The sequence below is a fragment of the Novosphingobium sp. LASN5T genome (assembly GCF_003856955.1).
In the GTDB taxonomy this organism is placed as follows: Bacteria; Pseudomonadota; Alphaproteobacteria; order Sphingomonadales; family Sphingomonadaceae; genus Novosphingobium.
In genome coordinates this window covers 1-21,839 of record NZ_RQSI01000054.1, presented here as the reverse complement: position 1 = coordinate 21,839, position 21,839 = coordinate 1, and the positions used below count along the sequence as shown (strand labels likewise).

General features: G+C 68.3%; 23 protein-coding genes and 1 pseudogene. 9 read left to right on the top strand and 15 right to left on the bottom strand.

Translation table 11 applies throughout. The annotated features are described in order from the left end of the window. From EH199_RS21330 to EH199_RS21310, 5 genes and pseudogenes are all read left to right on the top strand, one after another. Positions 1-471: pseudogene (locus tag EH199_RS21330) on the top strand (hypothetical protein); the annotation flags it as partial. Next, the gene (tolB, locus tag EH199_RS21325) at positions 468-1,883 is read left to right on the top strand and encodes a Tol-Pal system beta propeller repeat protein TolB (protein WP_124811124.1); all 1,416 of its coding nucleotides are present in this window, start codon (positions 468-470) and stop codon (positions 1,881-1,883) included. The pseudogene EH199_RS21330 and the gene tolB, both read left to right, overlap by 4 nt. Before the next feature lie 141 nt (positions 1,884-2,024). After that, positions 2,025-2,537, top strand: a complete 513-nt coding sequence (gene pal / locus EH199_RS21320) for a peptidoglycan-associated lipoprotein Pal (RefSeq protein ID WP_124811123.1) — start codon at positions 2,025-2,027, stop codon at positions 2,535-2,537. Between the two features lie 163 nt (positions 2,538-2,700). After that, a complete protein-coding gene (locus EH199_RS21315; RefSeq protein ID WP_124811122.1) occupies positions 2,701-4,395 on the top strand; it encodes a caspase family protein in 1,695 nt (564 codons plus the stop codon). After that, entirely contained in the window at positions 4,395-4,928 is a 534-nt protein-coding gene (locus EH199_RS21310; RefSeq protein ID WP_124811121.1) for a DnaJ domain-containing protein, read from the top strand. The genes EH199_RS21315 and EH199_RS21310 overlap by 1 nt, the downstream gene beginning before the upstream one ends. 234 nt (positions 4,929-5,162) lie before the next feature. On the opposite strand, the gene EH199_RS21305 is transcribed toward EH199_RS21310, so the two are convergent. The 5 genes from EH199_RS21305 to EH199_RS21285 all read right to left on the bottom strand — a co-directional run bounded on the left by EH199_RS21305 (position 5,163) and on the right by EH199_RS21285 (position 9,588). Continuing rightward, entirely contained in the window at positions 5,163-6,344 is a 1,182-nt protein-coding gene (locus EH199_RS21305) for a CCA tRNA nucleotidyltransferase (protein WP_124811120.1), read from the bottom strand. Continuing rightward, positions 6,341-6,949: a CoA pyrophosphatase gene (locus EH199_RS21300; protein ID WP_124811119.1), complete on the bottom strand. Its 609-nt coding sequence runs from the start codon at positions 6,947-6,949 to the stop codon at positions 6,341-6,343. Before EH199_RS21300 ends, EH199_RS21305 begins: the two co-directional genes overlap by 4 nt. Beyond that, a complete protein-coding gene (locus EH199_RS21295; RefSeq protein WP_124811126.1) occupies positions 6,946-7,521 on the bottom strand; it encodes a DUF1285 domain-containing protein in 576 nt (191 codons plus the stop codon). Before EH199_RS21295 ends, EH199_RS21300 begins: the two co-directional genes overlap by 4 nt. Positions 7,522-7,544: 23 nt before the next feature. Continuing rightward, positions 7,545-8,054 carry a GNAT family N-acetyltransferase gene (locus tag EH199_RS21290; RefSeq protein ID WP_124811118.1) on the bottom strand — a complete coding sequence of 170 codons (510 nt, stop codon included), beginning with the start codon at positions 8,052-8,054 and terminating at the stop codon, positions 7,545-7,547. Positions 8,055-8,166: 112 nt separating this feature from the next. Further along, the gene (locus EH199_RS21285; protein WP_124811117.1) at positions 8,167-9,588 is read right to left on the bottom strand and encodes a short-chain fatty acyl-CoA regulator family protein; all 1,422 of its coding nucleotides are present in this window, start codon (positions 9,586-9,588) and stop codon (positions 8,167-8,169) included. Positions 9,589-9,735: 147 nt separating this feature from the next. On the opposite strand from EH199_RS21285, the gene EH199_RS21280 reads away from it, so the two are divergent. Continuing rightward, positions 9,736-11,331, top strand: a complete 1,596-nt coding sequence (locus tag EH199_RS21280; protein WP_124811116.1) for an isocitrate lyase — start codon at positions 9,736-9,738, stop codon at positions 11,329-11,331. 68 nt (positions 11,332-11,399) lie between these two features. Beyond that, a complete protein-coding gene (locus EH199_RS24525) occupies positions 11,400-11,558 on the top strand; it encodes a hypothetical protein (RefSeq protein WP_168196035.1) in 159 nt (52 codons plus the stop codon). Positions 11,559-11,726: 168 nt separating this feature from the next. On the opposite strand, the gene EH199_RS21275 is transcribed toward EH199_RS24525, so the two are convergent. Beyond that, positions 11,727-12,065 (bottom strand): PilZ domain-containing protein, encoded by a 339-nt coding sequence (locus EH199_RS21275; protein WP_124811115.1) that lies wholly within the window; start codon positions 12,063-12,065, stop codon positions 11,727-11,729. Positions 12,066-12,708: 643 nt separating this feature from the next. Here EH199_RS21275 and EH199_RS21270 point away from each other — a divergent pair. Then, positions 12,709-13,401, top strand: a complete 693-nt coding sequence (locus EH199_RS21270; RefSeq protein WP_124811114.1) for a glutamine amidotransferase — start codon at positions 12,709-12,711, stop codon at positions 13,399-13,401. A 24-nt stretch (positions 13,402-13,425) separates the two neighbouring features. Here the strand turns inward: EH199_RS21270 and EH199_RS21265 are convergent, their stop codons facing one another. The 9 genes from EH199_RS21265 to EH199_RS21225 form a co-directional block, all read right to left on the bottom strand. Continuing rightward, positions 13,426-14,259: a phosphoadenylyl-sulfate reductase gene (locus EH199_RS21265; RefSeq protein WP_124811113.1), complete on the bottom strand. Its 834-nt coding sequence runs from the start codon at positions 14,257-14,259 to the stop codon at positions 13,426-13,428. Position 14,260: 1 nt separating this feature from the next. Beyond that, positions 14,261-14,695 (bottom strand): DUF934 domain-containing protein, encoded by a 435-nt coding sequence (locus EH199_RS21260; RefSeq protein ID WP_124811112.1) that lies wholly within the window; start codon positions 14,693-14,695, stop codon positions 14,261-14,263. Beyond that, entirely contained in the window at positions 14,688-16,322 is a 1,635-nt protein-coding gene (locus tag EH199_RS21255) for a nitrite/sulfite reductase (protein WP_124811111.1), read from the bottom strand. The genes EH199_RS21260 and EH199_RS21255 overlap by 8 nt, the downstream gene beginning before the upstream one ends. Position 16,323: 1 nt before the next feature. After that, positions 16,324-16,620 carry a DUF2849 domain-containing protein gene (locus EH199_RS21250; protein ID WP_124811110.1) on the bottom strand — a complete coding sequence of 99 codons (297 nt, stop codon included), beginning with the start codon at positions 16,618-16,620 and terminating at the stop codon, positions 16,324-16,326. Next, positions 16,617-17,399 carry a uroporphyrinogen-III C-methyltransferase gene (gene cobA, locus EH199_RS21245; protein WP_124811109.1) on the bottom strand — a complete coding sequence of 261 codons (783 nt, stop codon included), beginning with the start codon at positions 17,397-17,399 and terminating at the stop codon, positions 16,617-16,619. Before cobA ends, EH199_RS21250 begins: the two co-directional genes overlap by 4 nt. Before the next feature lie 110 nt (positions 17,400-17,509). Further along, positions 17,510-18,526, bottom strand: a complete 1,017-nt coding sequence (locus EH199_RS21240; RefSeq protein WP_370449712.1) for a mechanosensitive ion channel family protein — start codon at positions 18,524-18,526, stop codon at positions 17,510-17,512. Continuing rightward, positions 18,526-19,761 carry a cystathionine beta-lyase gene (gene metC, locus EH199_RS21235; RefSeq protein WP_124811108.1) on the bottom strand — a complete coding sequence of 412 codons (1,236 nt, stop codon included), beginning with the start codon at positions 19,759-19,761 and terminating at the stop codon, positions 18,526-18,528. Before metC ends, EH199_RS21240 begins: the two co-directional genes overlap by 1 nt. Positions 19,762-19,805: 44 nt before the next feature. After that, positions 19,806-20,666 (bottom strand): 3-mercaptopyruvate sulfurtransferase, encoded by an 861-nt coding sequence (sseA, locus tag EH199_RS21230; protein WP_124811107.1) that lies wholly within the window; start codon positions 20,664-20,666, stop codon positions 19,806-19,808. Positions 20,667-20,764: 98 nt separating this feature from the next. Further along, positions 20,765-21,553, bottom strand: coding sequence for a hypothetical protein (locus tag EH199_RS21225; RefSeq protein ID WP_124811106.1), 789 nt, complete (start codon positions 21,551-21,553; stop codon positions 20,765-20,767). Positions 21,554-21,611: 58 nt separating this feature from the next. Between EH199_RS21225 and EH199_RS21220 the strand changes: the two genes are divergently transcribed. Further along, a partial coding sequence (locus EH199_RS21220; RefSeq protein WP_223806832.1) for a hypothetical protein occupies positions 21,612-21,839 on the top strand: 228 nt, incomplete at its 3' end.

Sequence of the window (21,839 nt, the reverse complement as noted above, 5' to 3'; positions counted from 1 at the left end):
CAGGCGACGGCCGCGCGCGCCGGTGACGACCGTCCGCGCCGCCGGCCCGATGCGCCAGCGGGGGGCAGCTTCGTCGGCAGCGATTTCCTCAAGGGCGTGGCCGGCGCGACCCCCCCCGGCACCGCGCACACGCCGCCCGCCGCTACGCTTGGGCCGGAGGTGCGCTCGTCGCTCGCCAGTTCGATCTCGCGCCAGATCAAGCCGCACTGGACCGCGCCGCAGGGGGCCGATGCCGACCTGCTGGTGACGATCCTGGCCTGGGATCTCAATCCCGATGGTTCGCTGGCCGGGCGGCCGCGCGTCGTCCAGCAATCCGGCATCACCGATGCCAACCGCCCGCAGGCGCAGCGCCATGCCGAAATGGCGATCCGCGCGGTGCAGCTTGCCGCGCCTTTCAACCTCCCCGCACAATACTACAATGGCTGGAAGCGCATCGCGCAGTTCCGCTTCGACAGGAAGTTGTCCCAATGACCTCGCGCCAGACCGTCCTTCTGTTCAGCCTCGCCCTGCTGCCGCTCGGCATCGCCGCGCCGGCTTTCGCGCAGGCGCAGTTGCTGCCGCCCTCGGCCGCTCCCACACCCGCCCCCAATTCCTCTGGCGCACCGCATGACGATGGCGGCCTGACCGGCTCGGTCACCGACGACAATGCCTGGCAGGACCTGGGCATCGCCATTCCCACCTTCGCCACCGACCAGGCGGTGCCGACGTCGGCCGATGGCGGCAACACCGCCGCGCTGGGCAAGAACCTGGCGCGGGTGATCTACAACGATCTCAAGAACAACGGCCTGTTCAAGCCGGTGGGGCCGGACGCGCTGCCCGCGATCGATTTCGCGCAAGTGACCGCGCCCGCGTTCGACGGCTGGCGCGGGCGTTCGGCCGAAATGCTGGTGCAGGGCTTCGTCAAGGGCAACCCGGATGGCCGCCTGACCGTGGGCTGCTATCTCTATGACGTGCAGCTGGGCAGCGAGCTGGGCCGGCAGGGCTATATCGTGAAGCCCGAGGAATGGCGTCGCGCCGCGCACAAGTGCGCCGACATGGTCTATTCACGGCTGTCCGGCGAAAGCCCGTTCTTCGACAGCAAGATCGCCTATATCGCCGAAACCGGCCCGAAGGACCATCGTCGCAAGCAGCTGGCGATCATGGATTCGGACGGGGCGAACCACCGCTTCATCACCAACGGGCAGGCCACCGCGCTGACCCCGCGCTATTCGCCCGATTACCGCCAGATCGTCTATCTCAGCTACCTGAACGGCGCGCCGCGCATCTACATCTACGATATCGGCACCGGGCAGCAGCGGCTGGTGACGCAGAGCACCAACCCCACCTTCGCGCCGCGCTGGTCGCCCGACGGCAAGTGGATCCTCTATTCCATGGCCACCGGCGGCAACACCAACATCTATCGCGTCTCGGCCAACGGCGGCGCATCGCAGCAGCTGACCAACACGCCGGGCATCAACGTGGGCGGCAGCTATTCGCCCGATGGCAGCAAGATCGTGTTCGAAAGCGACCGTTCGGGCGGCCAGCAGGTCTATGTGATGGACGCGGACGGATCCAACCAGAAGCGCATCAGCTTCTTCGGCGGCCGGGCGGCGACGCCCGAATGGAGCCCGCGCGGCGACCAGATCGCCTTCACGCACATCGCCGGCAATTTCCGCATCGCCGTGATGAGCCCCAACGGCACCGGCCTGCGCGACCTGACCGACAGCTGGCAGGACGAGGCGCCGACCTGGTCGCCCAACGGCCGCATCATCCAGTTCTTCCGCACCGAACGGAACAGCGGCCGCACCGGCATCTGGCAGGTCGACCTGACCGGCCGCAACGAGCGCAAGCTCAACACCCCCGTCGACGGATCGGACCCGGCCTGGGGGCCGGTGCTGCCGTAACGGAACGCAACGGGCCACAGGGGGTTGTATCAAGGCGCTTTCCGTCGCACTTTTCGCTCGCTCCATCGTACCTATTGCCAAACATCTGCGTTCGTCCCGCTTTTTCCTCCCCCGTATCCTCTCTTGCACAAGGAGAATGCTGTGCATCGCAAGATCCTGATCACCAGTGTCCTGGTCACCAGCCTGACGCTCGCCGCCTGCGCGCCTAAGGCGCCGAAGGAACTGCCGCCGGCCCCAACCACGACGACGACCACCACCACGCCCCCGGTAACGACCCCGGCTGGCCCGATGCCCGGCAGCCAGGAGGATTTCGTGGCTTCGGTGACGTCCGACACGATCCATTTCGACACGGATCGCTACAACGTCGACGTGCAGTCGCAGGCCATCCTGCAAAGCCAGGCGCAGTGGCTGGCGCGCTATCCCGACAAGAAGATCACCCTCGAAGGACACTGCGACGAACGCGGCACGCGCGATTACAACATCGCGCTGGGCGAACGCCGCGCCAATGCCGCCAAGAACTACCTGACCAGCGTGGGCATCGATGCCTCGCGCATCACCACGGTCAGCTATGGCAAGGAACGCCCGATCGCGCTGGGTTCTGACGAGGAAAGCTGGGCCAAGAACCGCCGCGCGGTGACGGTGACGGTGCAGTAAGGCGTTTCCCGCGTGTGCCGCCGCGACCTATCGCGGCGGCGGCATAAAATGGCTTCCCAACAACGGCTGTCCCGGGGCATGGCTTGACAAGCCTTGCCCCGGGACGTTGCTTTTAGAGGGGGCGCGGCAAGCGGGAGGCCGTGGCGTGCATGGAGATGCAGGAATGATCCGGAAGGTTCTGGCATTTGCCCTGTTCCTGCTGGCGCAGGCGCTGGCCGGTCCGGCCATGGCGGCCGCGCCGCCGTCGCCGCGGTGCGATGCCGACATCGCCAGCGATCGGGTGGCGCTCGTCGTCGGCAATCGCCGTTACCTCGACCAGCACTGGGACCAGCTCGACAACGCCCGATCGGATTCGCGGCAGGTCTGCGCGGCCTTCGCCGCCAGCGGCTTCCGCGTGATCCTGCTGGAGGATGCCTCGCGCGATGACCTTGCGGCGGCCGTCGCGCTGTTCGGTGATCTGGCGGAGAAGGCCGAGACCGCGGTGTTCTATTTCGCCGGGCACGGCTTCGAATATGCGGGCGACAACTACCTCGTACCGTCCGATGCGCCTACCGAAACCAGCCGCGCCAACTTGCGCGGCCTGTTCGTCAATCTGGCGGAGCCGCTGGCCGCCGCCAATCGTTCCAGACACCCCGTTGCCTTCCTCGATGCCTGTCGCAGCCGCGCCGCGATCGTGCGCATCGTCGATGCCGACGAAAAAGGGCCGGATGGCCCGCCCGGCTTCATCGGCCTGCCGGACCGGTTCAGCGGGGTCGTGTTCTATTCCACCGCGCGCGGCAGCGTGGCCTATGATGCGCGGCCGTTCCCCACCGGGACCAACAGCCCCTTCGCCAGCGCCGTGGTCGACTGGCTCGCCACGCCAGGCGTGAACCTGACGGACTACATCGGCTTCGTGATGGAAGACGTGAAGTCGGGCACGCAGCGGTTTCCCTACGGGGTGCAAAGCCCGATTCCCTATGGCCAGTTGCCGGACCAGAACCGGTTCTACCTGCGCCGCGCCGCGGCGGTCGCAGCCGCGCCCGCCCCGACGGCCGCCCCGTCCGCGATGGCCGAAGCCCGCGCGGCGATCGCGGTCATTACGCCCGACGATTTGGCGCGCGAGGACGGCCCGATCCTGGCCGCCCGCGTGCTCAAGCGGGCGCGGCCTGAACAGATTGCCGCGCTTGCCGGCAGCGGCGACGAGATGGCGCAGTATGTCTATGGCACGATGCTCTACCTCGGCCTGGGCGTGCCGCGCGATCTCGCCGGCGCGCGGGGCTTTCTGGCCGATGCGGCGCGGGGCGGAAACCCGGCGGTGCTGACCGTCTATGCCTATTTCCTGCAATTCCTGGGCGATCGTCCCGGCGACCGCGCGGAAGCCCTGCGCGTCTATGCCCAGGCGGCGGAGGCTGGCTATGCCAAGGCGCAGTCGAACCTCGCCTACATGCTCTATACCGCTTCTCCGCCCGAGCAGGACCGGGCGCGGGCGATGGCCCTGTGGCGGACCGCGGCCGGGGCGGACTACCCCTATGCGGCCTATGCGCTGGGGTACTATGGCGGTGAACGCGATGCGGCGCGGACGCGGCTGGCGGCGCTGGCTGCTGCCGGCAGCCGTTCGGCCGACAACTGGCTGTGCCAGCTTGAAGCCGGCACCGCGCCCGAGCAGAAGCCCGAAACGGTCTTCGCCAACTGTCTGCGCGCGGCTCAGGACAACCGGCCGGTGGCCATGGCCGCCACGGCCTGGCTCTATGCCACCGGGAAGGGGGTTGCCGTATCGGTAAAGGAAGCCAAATACTGGGCGCGGCTGGCGCGCAATGCGCTGAGCCCTTCCGATGCCCAGCTGGGCACTTATCTGGACTGGTACGAAAAGAAGAAGTGATGGCCCGTCAACGACGATCGGTGGATTGGGGTTTCCCGCGCTGGCGCGGGTATGGCGCTGCGAGCGAGGCGGCGACCGTGCGCCTGTGCGATCGCGCCGGGTGCGAGGAGAAGGGCGATTGCCCCGCGCCCAAATCGCCCAACAGCCCGGATCGCTGGTACTTCTGCGAAAAGCACGCGGCCGAATACAACGCCGGCTGGAACTATTTCGAAGGGCTGGACAAGGAAGAGGCCGAACAGCGCGAGCAGTCCGAGCGCGCGACGGGCGAGGCCTATCGCCAGTCGGCGTGGAGCCAGTGGGGCGGATCGGGCGACGGCACGCGCAGCCGCGACGAATTGCGGGCGCTGGAAGTGCTGGGGCTGGACCCGGACGCCGATTTCGAAGCGGTGAAGAAGGCCTGGCGCGCCAAGGCCAAGGAAGTCCACCCCGACGTGCGGCCGGGCGATGCCGAAGCCGCCAAGGCGTTTCATGCCCTGCAACTCTCCTACGAAGTGCTGCGCGCCGCCGAGGAGCGGCGGGAGTGGCGAGGGTAGTGCGTCTCGGTTCGCGCGAGGGCGCAGAGGCGTGATGACCGGCTTGTAGCCTTTCTACCTGCTTCGTCATTGCGAGCGTCAGCGAAGCAATCCAAAGCCCGGCGTGCATGCCACTCTGGATTGCCGCGGGGCTGCGCCCCTCGCAATGACGATGGAGGGCGATGTTGTCCCCTTAGGCCGCTCTGCAGGCGCTCAAGCCACCTTCACGCCTCCGCGCGAAACCGAAAGGTCAGGTCAGCCCAGTTCCGCGTCCAGCAGTGCGCCCACGCGCGCCGCGTCGGGAAAGCCTTCCGCGATCCAGCGCGCTTCCACGGCCCGCAGGATGCGCGCCACGTCCGGCCCCTTGCCGACCCCGCGCGCCACGATTTCGCCGCCCTTGAGCGGGAAACGGGGCACATCCCAGCCGGTGAGCGGCATGGTGGAGGCGCCCGCCAGCAGCAGCCGGTCCAGCGCTTCTTCGCGCCCCAGGCGGTAGGCAAGGCCGCGCGGATCGGACACCGCGCCGTCGCGCGCCGCCGCCGTGGCCAGCCGCTTGCGCTGGGCGATCGACAGGCGCAGCCGCGCCGCCACCTGTTCGGCCACGGGCGGATCGGCGGGCAGCAGCGCGGCCAGACGGCGCAGGGCGTCGGGCGCCAGCCCTTCGCGCCGTTCGCTGGCGATCAGCGCCGCGAGGCTGTCGAGGCCCGCTGCTGTCGCTTCCGGCAGCACTTGCGCCAGCACGCCCAGCTCCGCCATGCGCCGCACCGTGGGCGCGGGATCGGGCAGGCCGAGCAGGGTGAGCAGTTCCCAGCCGATACGTTCGCGCGAAAGGCCCTTCATCCCCGCCGCCAGCGCCGCGCAGGCGCGTTCCGCCTCGGCATCGGCGGGCAGTGTGCCGAAGCGCGCCTGGAAGCGGAAATAACGCAGGATGCGCAGATAATCCTCGCGGATGCGCTGCTCCGCCTCGCCGATGAAGCGGACATGGCGCCCCGCCAGATCGTCCAGCCCGCCGAAGAAATCGGTGACCGCCAGCGTGCGCGGATCGGCATAGAGCGCGTTGATCGTGAAATCGCGCCGCGCCGCGTCCTCCCGCCATGCGGTGGAGAAGGCGACCGTGGCGTGGCGGCCGTCGGTGGACACGTCGCGCCGCAGCGTGGTGATCTCCACCCCGCCTTCGGGCAGCAGCGCGGTGACGGTGCCGTGGACGATGCCGGTGGGAATGGTGCGGATGCCGGCCGCTTCCAGCCGCGCCATGGTTTCCTGCGGCACCAGCTGGGTCGCCATGTCGATGTCCTTGACCGGGGCGTCCAGCAGCGTGTCGCGCACCGCGCCGCCGACATAGCGGCAATTGCCCTGCGCCAGCGGATCGAGCGCGGAGACGAGCGCGGCGAGGTCCGCGCGCTGCGTCCACGGGGCGGCGGGCAGATGGCTGGTCATGCGCCCCACGCGATCCGGCGCGAAAGGTTGGCGATGATCCCGGCGGTGACGCCCCAGATGCGATGCTGGTGCCACATGATTTCGAGGTAGGCGCGCTCGATGCCGTTGTGAAAGCCGGTCTTGCGGATGTGGTTGGCGGGGTCGAGCACGAAGCCGAACGGCGGTTCGAACCATTCGGCCACTTCGTTGGGATTGGGTTCCAGCGCCAGCCCTTCGGGCACGACCGCGAGGACGGGGGTGATGTGGTATCCGGTGCCGGTGCGGAAGGAATCGGTGGCGCCGATCACGGTCACATGACGGCGGTGAAGGCCCAGTTCCTCCTCCGCCTCGCGCAGCGCCGCCTCGATAGGGGTTTCGCCGGGCTCCAGCTTGCCACCCGGAAACGCCGCCTGCCCCGGATGCGCGCGCATGTGCGAGGGGCGGTGGGTGACGAGCACGCCCGGCCCGTCGGGGTGGTCCCGCCGGTCGGTCACGGCGATCAGCACGGCGGCATCGCGCAGCGCGCCTTCGCTGGGGGCGCGCCAGTCGTTGTAAAGGTCATCGAGCGCGCGGCTGTGCCCATCGGCGTAGAGCGCGGTCAGCCGGTCGAGCAGCGATGCGTTCATGCGGCGGGCACCAGCGGGAAGCGCGCACCCATGCTTTCCACCGCGAGTGCGCCTTCTCCGGACACGTCCAGCGCGTGATCGATCAGCTGGCCATAGGTGCTGCGGTTGAGCCGCGCTTCCGCGCCGTGGCGCACGGCCAGGTAGAACGCGGGGACTTCGGCGGTGCCGGCCACGCGCAACGGATGCTCCGGCCCGGCCAGCACCACGTCGTCGGTGTTGAGCCGGAAGGCCAGCACCGGCCGGTTCCGCGCGTCCTCGTGCCGCACCTGCATGTCGGTGGCGACGAACGCCGCGTCCTCGACCGCGATCGACAGCTTCTCGAACGGGGTGACCAGCCAGTGCCCGCCGTCCGCTTCCCGCCGCAGCAGACCGGAAAAGGCGCGGACCATGGCCGGGCGGCGGATCGGCGATCCTTCGTGGAACCACGTGCCGTCCGCCGCGATCCGCATGTGGCTGTCGCCCGTGCGTGCGGGAGCCCACTGGTCGAGCGGGGGCAACCGGCGTTCGGCGTGAGCCTCGGCCAGTTCCGCGAGCGACATGGCCGCGAGTTCGGGGGGCGGGGTATAGGGCATCGCGATTCCGATGCCAGATCGGATCAGCCGCGCCAAGGCCCCAGCATGCCTTCCGCCGGCAACACCGCCGGATTGGCGGTGCGGCACAGCAGGCGGTGCTGCTCATAGGGGCCGGGCAGGCGCCAGCCGCCGGTGTGGGCGTTGGCGAAGCCGAAGAACCGGCCGTAGTATTCCGGATCGCCGATCATCACCTGCGGCAGCGGCGCGCGGGGATCGATCGCGGTCAGGCTGGCGGTGACGAGCGCCTGGCCATAGCCCTTGCCCTGCAGCGCGGGCATCACCGCCACCGGGCCGACCATGATCATCGGGTGCGCGCGGCCGGCGCCGTCGTTCAGCGCCACCGGCCAGCACTGGATCGTGCCCGCCAGCATGTCGTCATCGTCCAGCGCGGCGAACGACAGGCCCTGCAGCCATTCGGTGTCCTCGCGCACCTTGTACGCGGTGCGCTGGCGGCGTTCCGGCTCGAAGGCGGTATCGAGCAGCTGCTCGACCAGCGCGGGATCGACGTCGGCAAGGGGAATGATCTTGGACACGGGATGGGGGTGCCTTTGCGGCGGAACGGACAGGGAAGCGGCCGATAGCCCCCCGCTGCCCCCGCTGCAAGCGCTGGCGGGGTTGGCCATACCGCGCAGCCGGTCCCGGCTCTCAGCTTTCCGCGAACGCGAAGGGCTCGGCCGCGCGGCGGTAGTCATCCGGCAGGATCTCGCGGCCGATCGGCGGTTCGGCGCGCGCGGTGCACTGCGCCCGGTGGCACAGGCGGCAGGTAACTCCGATGGGTGTGGCGGATACGCTCTGGGCATCGGCGCCGGCGGCATAGGCCAGCTTCCCGGCGTGTTCGGCGGCGCAGGCGAGCGCGATGGCGCGGGTGGTCCGGGGCCGCTCGTGCCCGCCGCCGCCCGAAACCACCGTCCGCGCGATCGAGAAGAAGCGTTGGCCGTCGGGCAGTTCCAGCCATTGCGTGACGATCTCGCCGGGCGTGCGGAACACGGTGTGGACGTTCCACAGCGGGCAGCCGCCGCCATGCGCGGCGAAGGGAAAGCCCGCACCGTCCAGCCGCTTGGACACGTTGCCCGCCGCGTCCACGCGCAGGAAGAAGAACGGCACGCGCTCCTGCCCCGGTCGGCCCAGCGTGGTCAGACGGTGCGCGACCTGTTCGAAGCTGGTGCCGAACAGGCCCGACAGCGCCTCGATGTCATAGCGCCGCGCTTCCACCGCGCGGGCGAACCGGTCATAGGGCATGACCAGCGCGGCGGCGGCATAGCCCGCCAGCGCGCGCCGCACGAGGTTGGCGGCGGTCGGGCTGGCGAAGCTTTCCCCCCGGATGATCGTCGAAATTTCGGGCCGCAGCGCGGTATAGGCGATGTGCAACGCGATGTTGTAGGCGCGGCTGGCCGGCGGCAGCGTATCGTCGAGCAGCAACTGTTCGTTGTGCCGGTCATAGCGGCGGATCGCATCCATCATCACGTCGGGCGGCAGGAAGCGCACGCGCACGCCCTGTTGGCGCAGCCATTCCGCGCCACCGCCGGCGCGCTCGATCTCCGCGGCGAGTTCCTCGGCCTTGGAATCGAGCGTGGGGAAATAGTTGCGCCGCGCCGCCACGAAGCGCCGCGCCTCGCCCACCGGGTCCGCCGCCGGATCGCCGCTGCCCTGGCCGCGCTGCGCTGCCAGCGCCTGCTGTTCGCGCAGGTAGGCACCATGCAGGCGCAGCATGGCCTCGGTCACGCCGGGGAAGTTGGTGGCGACATCGGCGACTTCCAGCGCGGGCAGATCGATATCGGCGAAGATCGGATCGCGCAGCGCATCGCCCAGCCGCCGCGCGTAATCGTCGCGCTCGTCGGCGGCGAGGTCCGCCATGTCGAGCTTGTAGGCGCGGGCCAGGCGCAGCAGCAGGTCGGCGGTCAGCGGGCGCTGGTTGCGTTCCAGCAGGGCGATGTAGCTGGGGGAAATGCCCAGTTCCTCGGCCATGGCCTGCTGGGTGAGGCCCAGCTCGCGGCGCAGGCGCTTGATGCGCGGCCCCAGGTAGAGCGGGCGGGCGGGGGACTTGGCGGAAGGGGGCGTGCTGGCCATGGGCGGCATCCTGTCATGCCTGTACAACTTTACAACGAAAATCTGTAAAGTTTGACAACAGCACCGCGCGCCCGGTTCCGCGCGCGGATGCGACCCCTTATCCCGGCCTCAAGCACAGACGCATGACGCGGAAGGGAATCGGATACCATGACCTACCACCAGACCATCGTCGAAGCCGGCAAGGCGATCGGCCCGTTCCAGCAGACATGGGATGGCATCGAACCGGAATCGGTCGCGCGGATGCGCCTCCAGAACCGCTTCCACACCGGTCTCGACATCGCCCGCTACACTGCCAAGATCATGCGCCGCGACATGGCTGCCTATGACGCCGATCCCGCGAACTACACGCAGTCGCTGGGTTGCTGGCACGGCTTCATCGGCCAGCAGAAGATGATCTCCATCAAGAAGCACTTCGGCACCACCAAGGGCCGCTACCTCTATCTTTCGGGCTGGATGGTTGCCGCGTTGCGCAGCGAGTTCGGCCCGCTCCCGGATCAGTCTATGCACGAAAAGACCAGCGTTCCCGCGCTGATCGAGGAACTCTACACGTTCCTGAAGCAGGCCGACGCGCGCGAGCTGGGCATGCTGTTCCGCGATCTGGATGCGGCGAAGGCCGCGGGCGACGCGGTCAACACCCACCGCCTGCTGCACAAGATCGACGAGTTCGAAACCCACGTGGTGCCGATCATCGCCGACATCGACGCCGGCTTCGGCAATGCCGAGGCGACCTACCTGCTGGCCAAGAAGTTCATCGAGGCGGGCGCCTGCTGCATCCAGATCGAGAACCAGGTTTCGGACGAGAAGCAGTGCGGGCACCAGGACGGCAAGGTCACCGTGCCGCACGAGGACTTCCTCGCGAAGATCCGCGCCGTCCGCTATGCCTTCATGGAACTGGGCGTCGATGACGGGATCATCGTGGCGCGCACCGATTCGCTGGGTGCCGGCCTGACCAAGCAGATCGCCTTCGTCCGCGAGCCGGGCGACATCGCCGACCAGTACAACAGCTTCCTCGATTGCGAGGACGTCGATACCGCCAACCTTGGCCACGGCGACGTCCTGATCACCCGCGACGGCAAGCTGGTGAAGCCCAAGCGCCTGCCTTCGAACCTCTACCAGTTCCGTCCGGGAACCGGCGAGGACCGCTGCGTGCTCGATTGCATCACCTCGCTCCAGAACGGCGCGGACCTGCTGTGGATCGAAACCGAAAAGCCGCATATCGGCCAGATCGGCGGCATGGTCAGCCGCATCCGCGAGGTGATCCCCAACGCCAAGCTGGTCTACAACAACTCGCCCAGCTTCAACTGGACGCTGAACTTCCGCCAGCAGGTGTTCGATGCCTGGGAAGCGGCCGGCAAGGACGTTTCCGCCTATGACCGGGCGCGCCTGATGAGCGTGGACTACGACGGCACGGAGCTTGGCGTCGAGGCCGACGAGCGCATCCGCACCTTCCAGAAGGACGCGGCGCGCGAGGCGGGCATCTTCCACCACCTGATCACGCTGCCGACCTATCACACGGCCGCGCTCAGCACCGACAACCTCGCCAAGCGCTATTTCGGCGAAGAGGGGATGCTGGGCTACGTGAAGCAGGTCCAGCGCGAGGAAATCCGCCAGGGCATCGCCTGCGTGAAGCACCAGAACATGGCCGGCTCCGACATCGGCGACGACCACAAGGAATACTTCGCCGGGGAAGCCGCGCTCAAGGCCGGCGGCGCCCACAACACGATGAACCAGTTCGCCGCCTAAGCCCCGGCGGACTGGCAAAGCAATCCTCGCGGCAATCAAGCCCCGAAGATCCAAGAAGGAGACCCACCATGGCTGAACCTGCACGTGCCCGCGCGGTCCTCTCGACCGAGGACTTCAAGCTGATCCGCGAAGCCGTACTGCACTATCTGAAGGCGATCGAGGACCAGCCGGAATCGGTGAAGTTCTCTAACCTCTACCACCGGCTCGGCAGCGCGATGGGGCGCTGATCCCGCACGGAACTTTCCTGGGGAGGAAAGCTGGCCCGCCACGCCGCCTGCGTGGCGGGCCTTCGCGTTTTGGCCCCTTTTCCGCCCGTTCGCGGCGATCGCCATGCAAAAACCCCTCCGGACGGTGATCCGGAGGGGTCTCGGGAGGAAGCTCGGGAAGGTCGGACGTCAATGCGCGTGGGCGCGGCCCTGAGGGAGGATGCCGAAAACGGCTTCCAGCAGGTCCTCGGCGATGGGTTTGAGGAACTGGCAGCCGGAAACATAGCCGTTTGTCCAGACCACCTTGGCATCGACCAGGATGTTCGGCGGAATGCGCAGGCAGATGTCGGCGTTGGGGCTGAGTTCGGAATAGGTTTCGATCCGCGATCCGTGCGTGGAAATGTCCACGATCTTGCACAGCGCGCTGCCCAGCATGTCGCCGCTCACCTTGGCGTCGGCAGCCACCTGTGTGCGGCGCGCCTTACGGCGCTGGCTCAAATCGACCTGTTGATATTCGGCAGAGACCATCGGTGTTGTTCCGCAGGATTGTGTTTAATGGGGATACACCAGGTCTGGCTAAAAAGTGGTTAAGAGCGGGCCGTGCGGCGTCCTTGAAAAAGACCTTTGTTTACCATTGCTTGCCCCGCCAGAGCGCTGCGAAGCCCTGCTGTTTGCGGTGGCACCTGAACCATGTTCCGCAGGAATCGGCGCGGGCAAAGCCAGGCTTTGTCCGGCCCAAGCAAGCCTGTTCTTGATAAACTCAACTGATTAGGTAGATATAAGGCGTCCGGGCGACGCTTCCCTCTCCCTTCGCCGTCCGGACCGCGGCTTTTGATGGATGTCAGCTTGCTCCGCGTCACCAACGGCTAAAGCGCACGAACCCGGGCGACCTCGCCAGCTTCGTGTTCCGTGAACAGGAGAATGCGAATGTCGAGAGCAGCCCAGTCGTCACCATCCCCGTCCCGGTCCGGCCCCCTGGCGCGCATTCCGCGCCGTCGGGCCGTGCCGCCATTGCCTCATCCCTCATGGGCGCGTGGCGACAGCGGCGAAGGGCGCCCCCGGCCGGCGGCGGTCACGGCGACCGACTTCTGGGACCGGCTCGGCCTGTAAGCCGTCCGGTCCCGGAAACGGGGTTTTGACACCAGATTGCGGATGGGTGACCAAAGGCAAGATGAAAACAGCGCTGATCATTCGCCACGTTCCCCACGAGGGGGTGGCGGGCTATCGAGACCCGATCGAGCAGGCGGGATACGCGGTCGACCGTATCGACGTGTCGGACCCGGCCTTTGGCTCGCTCGATCTGCGCGAACCCGACCTGCTCATCATGATGGGCGGCCCGATGGGGGTCTACGAACACGAGGACCACCCCTGGATCCGCTGCCAGATGCGCCGGCTGGCGCTGCGGCTGGAAGCGGACCGGCCCACGCTGGGCGTCTGCTTCGGCGCGCAGATGATCGCCGCCGCCATGGGCTCTGCTGTCTATCCCGGCGGCGCCCGGGAGGTGGGCTTCCATCCGGTCAGCGTCCATGCCGGGGACAGCCCGTTGCGCCATGTCGAAGGCGTGCCGGTGCTGCACTGGCATGGCGATACGTTCGATCTGCCCGAAGGCGTGGAACTGCTGGCGTCGAGCCACGTCTATCGCCACCAGGCGTTCCGGCGCGGGCGCAATCTGCTGGCGCTGCAATTCCACGCGGAGATGGGCGAGGACCCCCGCTTCGATGCCTGGATCGAACAGTCGCCGGACGATGTCGCGGCGGCCGGCCACAGCCCGGAAACGCTGCGCGCGGCGCACGAGGCGCACGGGCCGGGCGCGGTGTCCGCCGGGCGCCGCATGATCGCGGAATGGCTCGAGGCGCTCGATTGAGCGTCTTTACGACCTAGAACGACCTCAGAAGATCGGATCGTATCCCGGCGGCACGTCGTCGATGCCGGAACTGCTGTCAGTCGATCCCGGCACATGGATGCCGCATTCGGTCTTGTCCCAGCCCTTCCAGCGGCCCGATCGCGGGTCTTCGCCGGGGGCGACCTTGCTGGTGCAGGGCGCGCAGCCGATCGAGGGGTAGCCCAGCGCCACCAGCGGATGGCGCGGCAGCCCATGCCGGTCCATCCAGCCTTCGAGGTCGTCCTTGGTCCAGCTCGCCAGCGGATTGATCTTCAGGCGGCCCTGCGCGTCGGAATGATCGATCTCGAAGCGGGGCAGCCCCGCGCGCGTGGCAGACTGGAAGCCCTTGCGGCCGGTGATCGAGGCATCGAAGTGCAGCAGCGCCTTCGCCAGAGGCTGGACCTTGCGGATTTCGCAGCAACCGTCCGGGTCCCACGACCAGCGCAGGCCGTTGTCGTCCTTCTTCGCGAGCACCTCGGCGTCCGGCTCCACGATCTGCAGCCCGGTCAGCCCCAGGTGCGCCACCAGTTCGTCGCGATAGGCGACCGTTTCCGGGAAATGCTTGTGCGTTTCGAGGAACAGCACCGGGGTGGCCGGATCGATCTGCGCGATCAGGTGGAGCAGCACCGCGCTTTCCGCGCCGAAGCTGGACACGACGGCAAGATCGCCGGCCAGCCGGTCGCGCAGTACGCCGCGCAGCATGTCCTGCGTGTCGCTGCCGCGGAACAGGTTGTTCAGCCGGATCGCGTCGGTTTCGGTGAAGCGCGGCGCGGTGTCGATCCGATCGACGCGCCGGCCCTGCGCCCGGGCATCCTGCTTGCGCGCCGCCGTTTCCGCCATGTCAGGCCAGCCCGTGCCGCTTGGCCCAGATCACCGCACGGCCATCGACCGTCTTCTGGTAGACCTCCGGCCAGGTAGCCAGCGCCTTGTCCGCCGCCGCGCGATCGATCGCCTGATTGGGCGCGAAGCTGTCGAAGCCGCAGCGGCGCATGTGCGAAAGCTGGTCTAGCAGGACGTCGCCCACCGCACGCAGTTCGCCGTCATAGCCGTGTTCGCGCAGGATGCGCGCCGCCGAATAGCCGCGCCCGTCGGTGTAGGCCGGGAAGTTCACTTCGACGAGGCTCAGCCGGCCGAGATGCGGCAGCAGGATGCGTGCATCGTCACCCGGTTCGATCCGCACGGCCGAGGCGTTGGTCTGTTCGGCGAAGGCGTCCACGGTCACGGCAGGATCGGCCACAGGTTCGTCATCGCGATAACGCAGCGCGTTCTCAACCATAGATCGCCTCCTTGAACGGGGCCATGCCGATGCGGCGGTAGGTATCGAGGAAGCGCTCCCCGTCGGTGCGCTGGGCCAGATAGACGTCGGTAGCCTTCTCCACCGCATCGACGATGCCGTCCTCGTTGAAGCCGGGGCCGGTGATCGTGCCGAGCGAGGTGTCCGCGCCTTCCGATCCGCCGAGCAGGAGCTGGTAGTTCTCCACGCCCTTGCGGTCCACGCCCAGAATGCCGATGTGGCCGGCGTGGTGGTGCCCGCAGGCGTTGATGCAGCCCGAAATCTTCAGCTTCAGCTCGCCCAGTTCGCGCTGGCGGCCCAGATCGGCGAAGCGTTCGCTGATCTTCTGCGCCACCGGAATCGAGCGGGCGTTGGCGAGGCTGCAATAATCGAGGCCGGGGCAGGCGATGATGTCGCTGATCAGGTCCAGATTGGCGCTGGCGAGGCCCGCCGCGTCCAGCTTCTGCCACAGCGCGTAGAGATCGGCCTTCTTCACATGGGGCAGCACGATGTTCTGCGCGTGGGTCACGCGCAGTTCGTCGAACGAATGCGCCTTGGCGAGATCGGCCATCAGGCGGATCTGGTCGGCGCTGGCATCGCCCGGAATGCCGCCGGTGGGCTTCAGGCTGATGGTGACGATGGCATAGCCCGGCTGCTTGTGCGCGTGGACGTTCTGGTCCAGCCACAGCGCGAAATCGGGATCGCTGCGGTCGACGTCCTCGGACAGGCCGGTCTCGAAGCCCGGATCGGCGAAATAGCCCTTGATCCGCTCCAGCTCGGCCGGCGGCGGTTCCAGCCCCAGCGTCAGGATATGGGCGAATTCCTCTTCCACCTGGCGGCGGTATTCGTCCGCGCCGATCTCGTGGACCAGGATCTTGATCCGCGCCTTGTACTTGTTGTCGCGTCGGCCATAGCGGTTGTACACGCGCAGGCACGCTTCCAGATAGCTGATCATCTGCAGCGGCGGCACGAAATCGCCGATCACCGGGGCGATCATCGGCGTGCGGCCCATGCCCCCGCCGACGTAGAACCGGCAGCCGATCTCGCCCGCCTCGTTCTTCACGATCTGGATGCCGATGTCGTGCAGCTTCATCGCCGCGCGATCGGTGTCGGACCCGATGATGGCGACCTTGAACTTGCGCGGCAGGTAATCGAATTCCGGATGGAACGTGGACCACTGGCGCAGCAGTTCCGCATAGGGGCGCGGGTCTTCCACCTCGTCGTCGGCGGCGCCGGCGAACTGGTCGGCGGTGGTGTTGCGGATGCAGTTGCCGCTGGTCTGGATCGCGTGCATTTCCACGCTGGCAAGGTCGGCCAGGATATCGCCCGCGTCTTCCAGCTTGATCCAGTTGTACTGGATGTTCTGGCGCGTGGTGAAGTGGCCATAGCCGCGGTCGTACTTGTCGGCGATATCGCCCAGCATCCGCATCTGCGCGGAATTGAGCGTGCCATAGGGTATCGCCACGCGCAGCATGTAGGCGTGCAGCTGGAGGTAGAGGCCGTTCTTCAGGCGCAGCGGCTTGAACTGGTCCTCGGTCATTTCCCCGGCCAGGCGGCGGCTCACCTGGTCGCGGAACTCCGCGACGCGGGCATCGACCATGGCCTGGTCGTACTGGTCATACTGGTACATGTCAGATCACCCAGTTGCCGGCGGCGGGGTCGGCGGGCTTGAGGGAAAGGTCGAGCCGGACGGTGGGGCCAAGCGCGCGGATGCGTTCCTTGATATGCGCGGGGCGCACGCCTTCGCCGGTCACCGATGCATCGATGGCGTAGGAGCCGACCACGCGCTGCGCGGCTTCCTCGCGCGCGAGGATCGCTTCGGGGTGTTCCCCCGCGTCCACCGCATCGTTGACGTGGCGCGACCAGCCTTCGCCGGTCCACCAGATCACGTCCCCGGTCTTGAGATCGTTGCCGGTCAGGACTTTCACAGCACCGTCTCCCCGGCCGCCCGGGCCATCTTCGCAAGTTCCATCGTTTCTCCCCGCGCCGCGACCTCACCGATGATGATGAGCGCCGGGCTCTTGACCTTTTCGCGCGCGACCAGATCGCCCAGGCCGGCGAGCGGCCCGCGCAGCACGCGCATGTCTGGCCGCGCCGCGTTCTCGACCACGGCCAGCGGCATGGTGGGCGCAAGCCCGTCCGCGATCAGCTTCTCCGCGATTGCCTCGCTGGTGGCGACGCCCATGTAGATCACCAGCGTGCGGCCCACGCCGGCAAGGCCCGCCCAGTTCTGGTCGGATAACCCTTTGCACTGGCCCGCCACGAAGCTGACGATGCTGGCGTTCTCGCGGTGGGTCAGCGGGATGCGCGCCGCCGCCGCCGCGCCTAGCGCCGCGCTGACGCCGGGGACCACTTCCACCGGCACGCCGGCGGCCTCGCAGGCTTCCATTTCCTCGCCGCCGCGCCCGAACACGAACGGATCGCCGCCTTTCAGCCGCACCACGTCATGCCCTTGCCGCGCCTCGCGCACCAGCAGGGCGTTGATGTCGCTCTGCTTCATCGTGTGGCGGGAGCGCTGCTTGGCCACCGAGACGAACCGCGCGCCGCGCGGCGCCATGGCCAGCACGGCAGGATCGACCAGCCCGTCATACACCACCACTTTGGCGCGCATCAGCAACCGCGCGGCGCGCAGAGTCAGCAGGTCGGGATCGCCGGGGCCGGCACCGACCAGATAGACCGTTCCGGGAGTGGGGGCGGGATTCTTCATGAGGGCCAGATGGGCGCGCCCGCCCTTTCGCACCAGCGAGAATGGTTTGGGGGCCGCCTAGGCGAACTTTAGGGGCGAACTTTAGGGGCGAACTATCCCGCCCTGCCGCTTCACTGCGCGGGGCCGGTTTCGGGCGGATCGCGCGCCTCATGCCGCGCCGCCAGCGCATCGGCCAGCCGGCGTAGCCCTTCCGAATCCTTGAGCGAGACGTCCTGCTGGGGATAGGGGATCTCGATGCCGTTCTCGCGGAACAGGTGCCACACCCGCTTGAGCACTTCGGAGCGGACGTTGCCCACGCCCTCTTCCGGATCACCGATCCAGCACACGATGACCATGTCGATCGAATTGGGACCGAAGGCGCTGAGCAGTACGCCGGGCGGGCGGTCGGCCAGCACCCGGTTCGCCCCGCGCGCGGCTTCCAGCATCAGCCGTTCGGCCAGATCGATGTCGCTGCCATAGGCGATGCCCACCGGGATCTGGATCGAGACCTCGCGCGAGGAATAGGACCAGTTCTCGACCTGGCTGGTCATCAGGTTTTCGTTCGGAATCAGGTATTCGCGGTTGTCGCGCGTGGCGACGGAGACCGCGCGGATGCCGATCTTGCGGACCTGCCCGAAGCTGCTGCCCTTGCCGTCGTTGACCGCGATCACGTCACCCGGCTTGATCGAGCGGTCCATCAGCAGGATGATTCCGGCGATCAGGTTGCCGAAGGTCTTCTGCAGGCCGAAGCCGATGGCAAGGCCGAACGCGCCGGAAAAGACCGTCAGCGCGGTCAGACTGATGCCCAGCAGGTCGATGCCCAGCAGGAAGGCGAAGACCCACACCGCCAGCGAAACCAGCTTTTCGCCCAGCACCTGCTGCGCGCTGTCGAGGCTTGTCATGCGCGAGAACAGATGCCGCGCGATCCGGCTGCCCAGCCGCGCGATCATGAACATCGCCACGACCACCAGCACCATCTTCGCGGCGTTGAACACCGAGATGTGATAGTGCCCGATGTCGAAGCCGTAATCGTCGAGCACGTCCATGAACGCGCGCGTATCGCGGCGGAACTTGGCCCAGCCGTGCACGACCTGCCCGTGGACGGCGGAATCGGACATGACCGCGGCGAGCATGGCGGAATTGAGCATCACAGCGCCGCCGCCCAGGCCGCCAGCCCGGCTTCCAGGTCGGCGATAAGGTCGCCGGCGTCTTCCAGCCCGATCGACAGGCGCACGCCGAAGCGGTCGGCGGCGTCCATGCCCGGCAGCGGCCAGGCGGAGGCGGTGCGGATGCTGGCGGGATCGACCGGCGTCGCCAGGCTTTCGAAGCCGCCCCAGCTATAGCCGATGCCGAACAGCGCCAGCGCATCGATCAGCGCGTCGCGCGCCGCGCTGGTGCCGCCTTTCAGCACGAAGCTGAACAGGCCGCAGCCCCCGGTGAAATCGCGCGTCCACAGATCATGCCCCGGCGATCCCGGCAGCATCGGGCACAGCACCCGCGCCACTTCGGGCCGCGTTTCCAGCCATTGCGCGATGGCCAGCGCGCTTGCGGTCTCGCGGTCGAGCCGCACGTTCATGCTGCGCAGGCCCCGAAGCACCAGCGCCGCGTCGTCGGGCGAGACGACCTGCCCCAGCCCCTGCGCGCGCAGCCGCAGCTTGCGGTACCACTCCGCCCCGGCCGCAGCGCTGCCCATCATCACGTCGGAATGGCCGCCGACATGCTTGGTCAGCGACATCACCGTGATGTCCACGCCCCTTTCCAGCGCCGGAAAACCAAGCGGCCCGGCCCAGGTGTTGTCGAACACGGTGACGATCCCGCGCGCGCGGGCGATCGCCGCCATGGCGGGCACGTCCTGCACGTCCATGGTCAGGCTGCCGGGCGATTCGAGCAGCACGGCGCGCGTCCGTTCGCAGATCGCCGCCTCGAACGCGACGGTGTCGCACGGATCGAACCAGCGCGTTTCCACGCCGAAATCGCGCAGCAGTCCGCGCGCCATCGCGCGGCTGGGCTCATAGGCGTTGTCGGTCAGCAGTAACACGTCGCCGGGGCGCAGCACCGTCAGCAGCGCGCCGGCAATGGCGGCCACGCCCGAGGGATAGAGCACCGTGCCGGCCGCGCCCGGCTCCAGTTCGGTCAGCGCCTCGCACAGCGCCCATTGCGTCGGCGCGCCGCGGCGTCCGTAATAGAACCGCCCGTCCTCGTTGCGCGCGCCGCCCTGCCGCAGCGCGGCCATGTCGGGGTAGAGATGGGTGCTGGCGCGCCATACCGCCGGGCTGACCACCGCGCCCGGCTGGTCGGCGGTGCCGGTCCATTCGGGCCGCCGGCCGGCGGCGGCGAGGCGGGTGGCGGGCTTCAGGGGACGATCGTCGCGCGTGCTGCTCATCGCCGGCCCCTAGCAAACCTTGCGCGGGCTTTCGAGGCGCCAGTTCAGGCCGGCTGCACGGCGGGCTGCGGCCCGGTTTCCTTCGGCGTCGCCGGATCGGCGCCCCATTCGGACCAGCTGCCGTCGTAGAGCGAGACGTCGTCCTTGCCGATCAGGTGCAGCGCGAAGATCAGCACGTTGGCGGTCATGCCCGATCCGCACGAGCTGATCAGCGGGCGCGACAGGTCCACTCCGGCCGCGTCGAACAGCGCGCGGATCTCGTCGGCGCTTTTCCAGGTTCCGTCCGGCCGGAACAGGCTGGCATAGGGCACGTTGCGCGAGGCGGGGATGTGCCCACTGGCCAAGGCCGGGTTGGTTTCCTTCTGTTCGCCGGTAAAGCGCCCGGCGCCGCGCGCGTCGACCACCTGTTCGCGCCGGTCCTTCAGGTTGCGCAGCACGTCGGCCTTGGAGCGGACGTGGCTTTCGTCGCTCCACACCGTGAAGTGGCGGTGCCGCAGCGTTTCTCGCCCTTGCGCGCAGGGGCGGCCCTCGGCCTTCCACTTGGCGATGCCGCCATCGAGCAGCGCGACGTTCTGCGCCCCGAACATGGTCAGCATGAACCAGGCGCGCGTGGCGCTTTTCACCGGGCTGTCATCGTAGAGCACGATGCGGCTGCCGTCGCCCAGCCCCAGGCTCTGCATCCGGCTGGCGAACTTTTCGGCCGATGGCAGGGTGTTGGGCACCGGCGCAGTGGTGTCGACCAGATTCGCGAGGTCCATGAAGACCGCGCCGGGAATATGGCAGGCTTCGTATTCCAGCGCGGGATTGCGTTTCTGCTCGGGAAGAAACGCGCTCGCGTCGACGATGCGCAAATCGCTCGCGCCAATTTCGTCCGCGAGCCACTGGGTCGAGACCAAGGGATCCATCGTGGTTGTTCCTGCCTGCATGGGTGATCCGTCTATCGCGGATTCCCCTTATACTTAGGCAGGCGGCCAAGACGCGTCGAGACTGAAAAACGAACGATTCAGAGCGTTTCGGGTATTTCGAGCGCGCGCTGCCCGATCGCGTCCCACACGCGCGGACCAAGGTCGAGCCGGAACGGCTGGAGACGGTCGGATGCCGTAGCGTTATCCTGCCCGACCAGGAACGCGGCCCGGGCCGACACGGCGCGGTGCGCGCTGTCGCTGGCCCAGGCATCGAACCGCGCCACCGGCACGAAAAGCTGCGCCTGGCCATGGCGAATCGGCGTGACCGCGTCCAGCGGCAGGCGGAATTCGCCTTCCAGAACGGCGCTTTCGCCCGGCCCCAGCCGTTCGATCCGGCCGATCGGCGGCAGTTCCGGCCCGGCGATGCCGAGTTGTTCTTCCATCGAGCGCGAGGCGTGCGCCGCGATCATATCGCCGCTGATCGCGATGTCGCTCAGCGCGTCCGGCCCGGCGTTGGTCGCGGTCAGGCGATAGGCAAGCGTGGTGTTGACCAGCGTCGCGCCCAGCCGCACCGCTTCGAGTGTCAGCACGAGTCCACGAGCGGCTGCGGGCGCCACGGGGGAAGGTGCGGGCGCAGGCGGCGGCGGAAGGGGCGTTGGCGCGGGGCGGGGGACCGGCATCGCTGCAACCGAAGGCGCGCTCTCCGCCTCTGCCTCCTGCACTTCCGCCGGCTCGTCCCGAGCGGCTGGCCGCCGCCGTCGCGCCCAGGCAGCCAGCGCCAGCACCGCGAGCGCCAGCGCGCCGCCGCCGATCCACCACAGCCATCCGCTGGTATCCGGCGTGCTGGCGACAGGCGCCCCTGAAGGCGCGGTTTCGGGTTCGGGCACGGCGGAGGCCGCAGCTTCGGGCAGCGGCTCCGGTGTTGCCGAAGCGGCCGGGGAGGGCGTGAGGGAGGGGGTGGGAGAAGGCGTTGCCGATCGCGGTTCCGGCGCGCGCGCCTCGGGTGGGGCGCGCCGGTCTGCTGCGGGGGATGGGGATGCGGCAGGCCTGGGCGTAGCGCGCGGTGTCGGCAGCACGATGACGGGTGGCGTCCCGGTTGGCGAGGCGACCGGCGTGGGCGGCGGCGCGCCTTCCGCCACCGGACCGGCGGCGCGCGGTGGCGGTGTGGGGGTC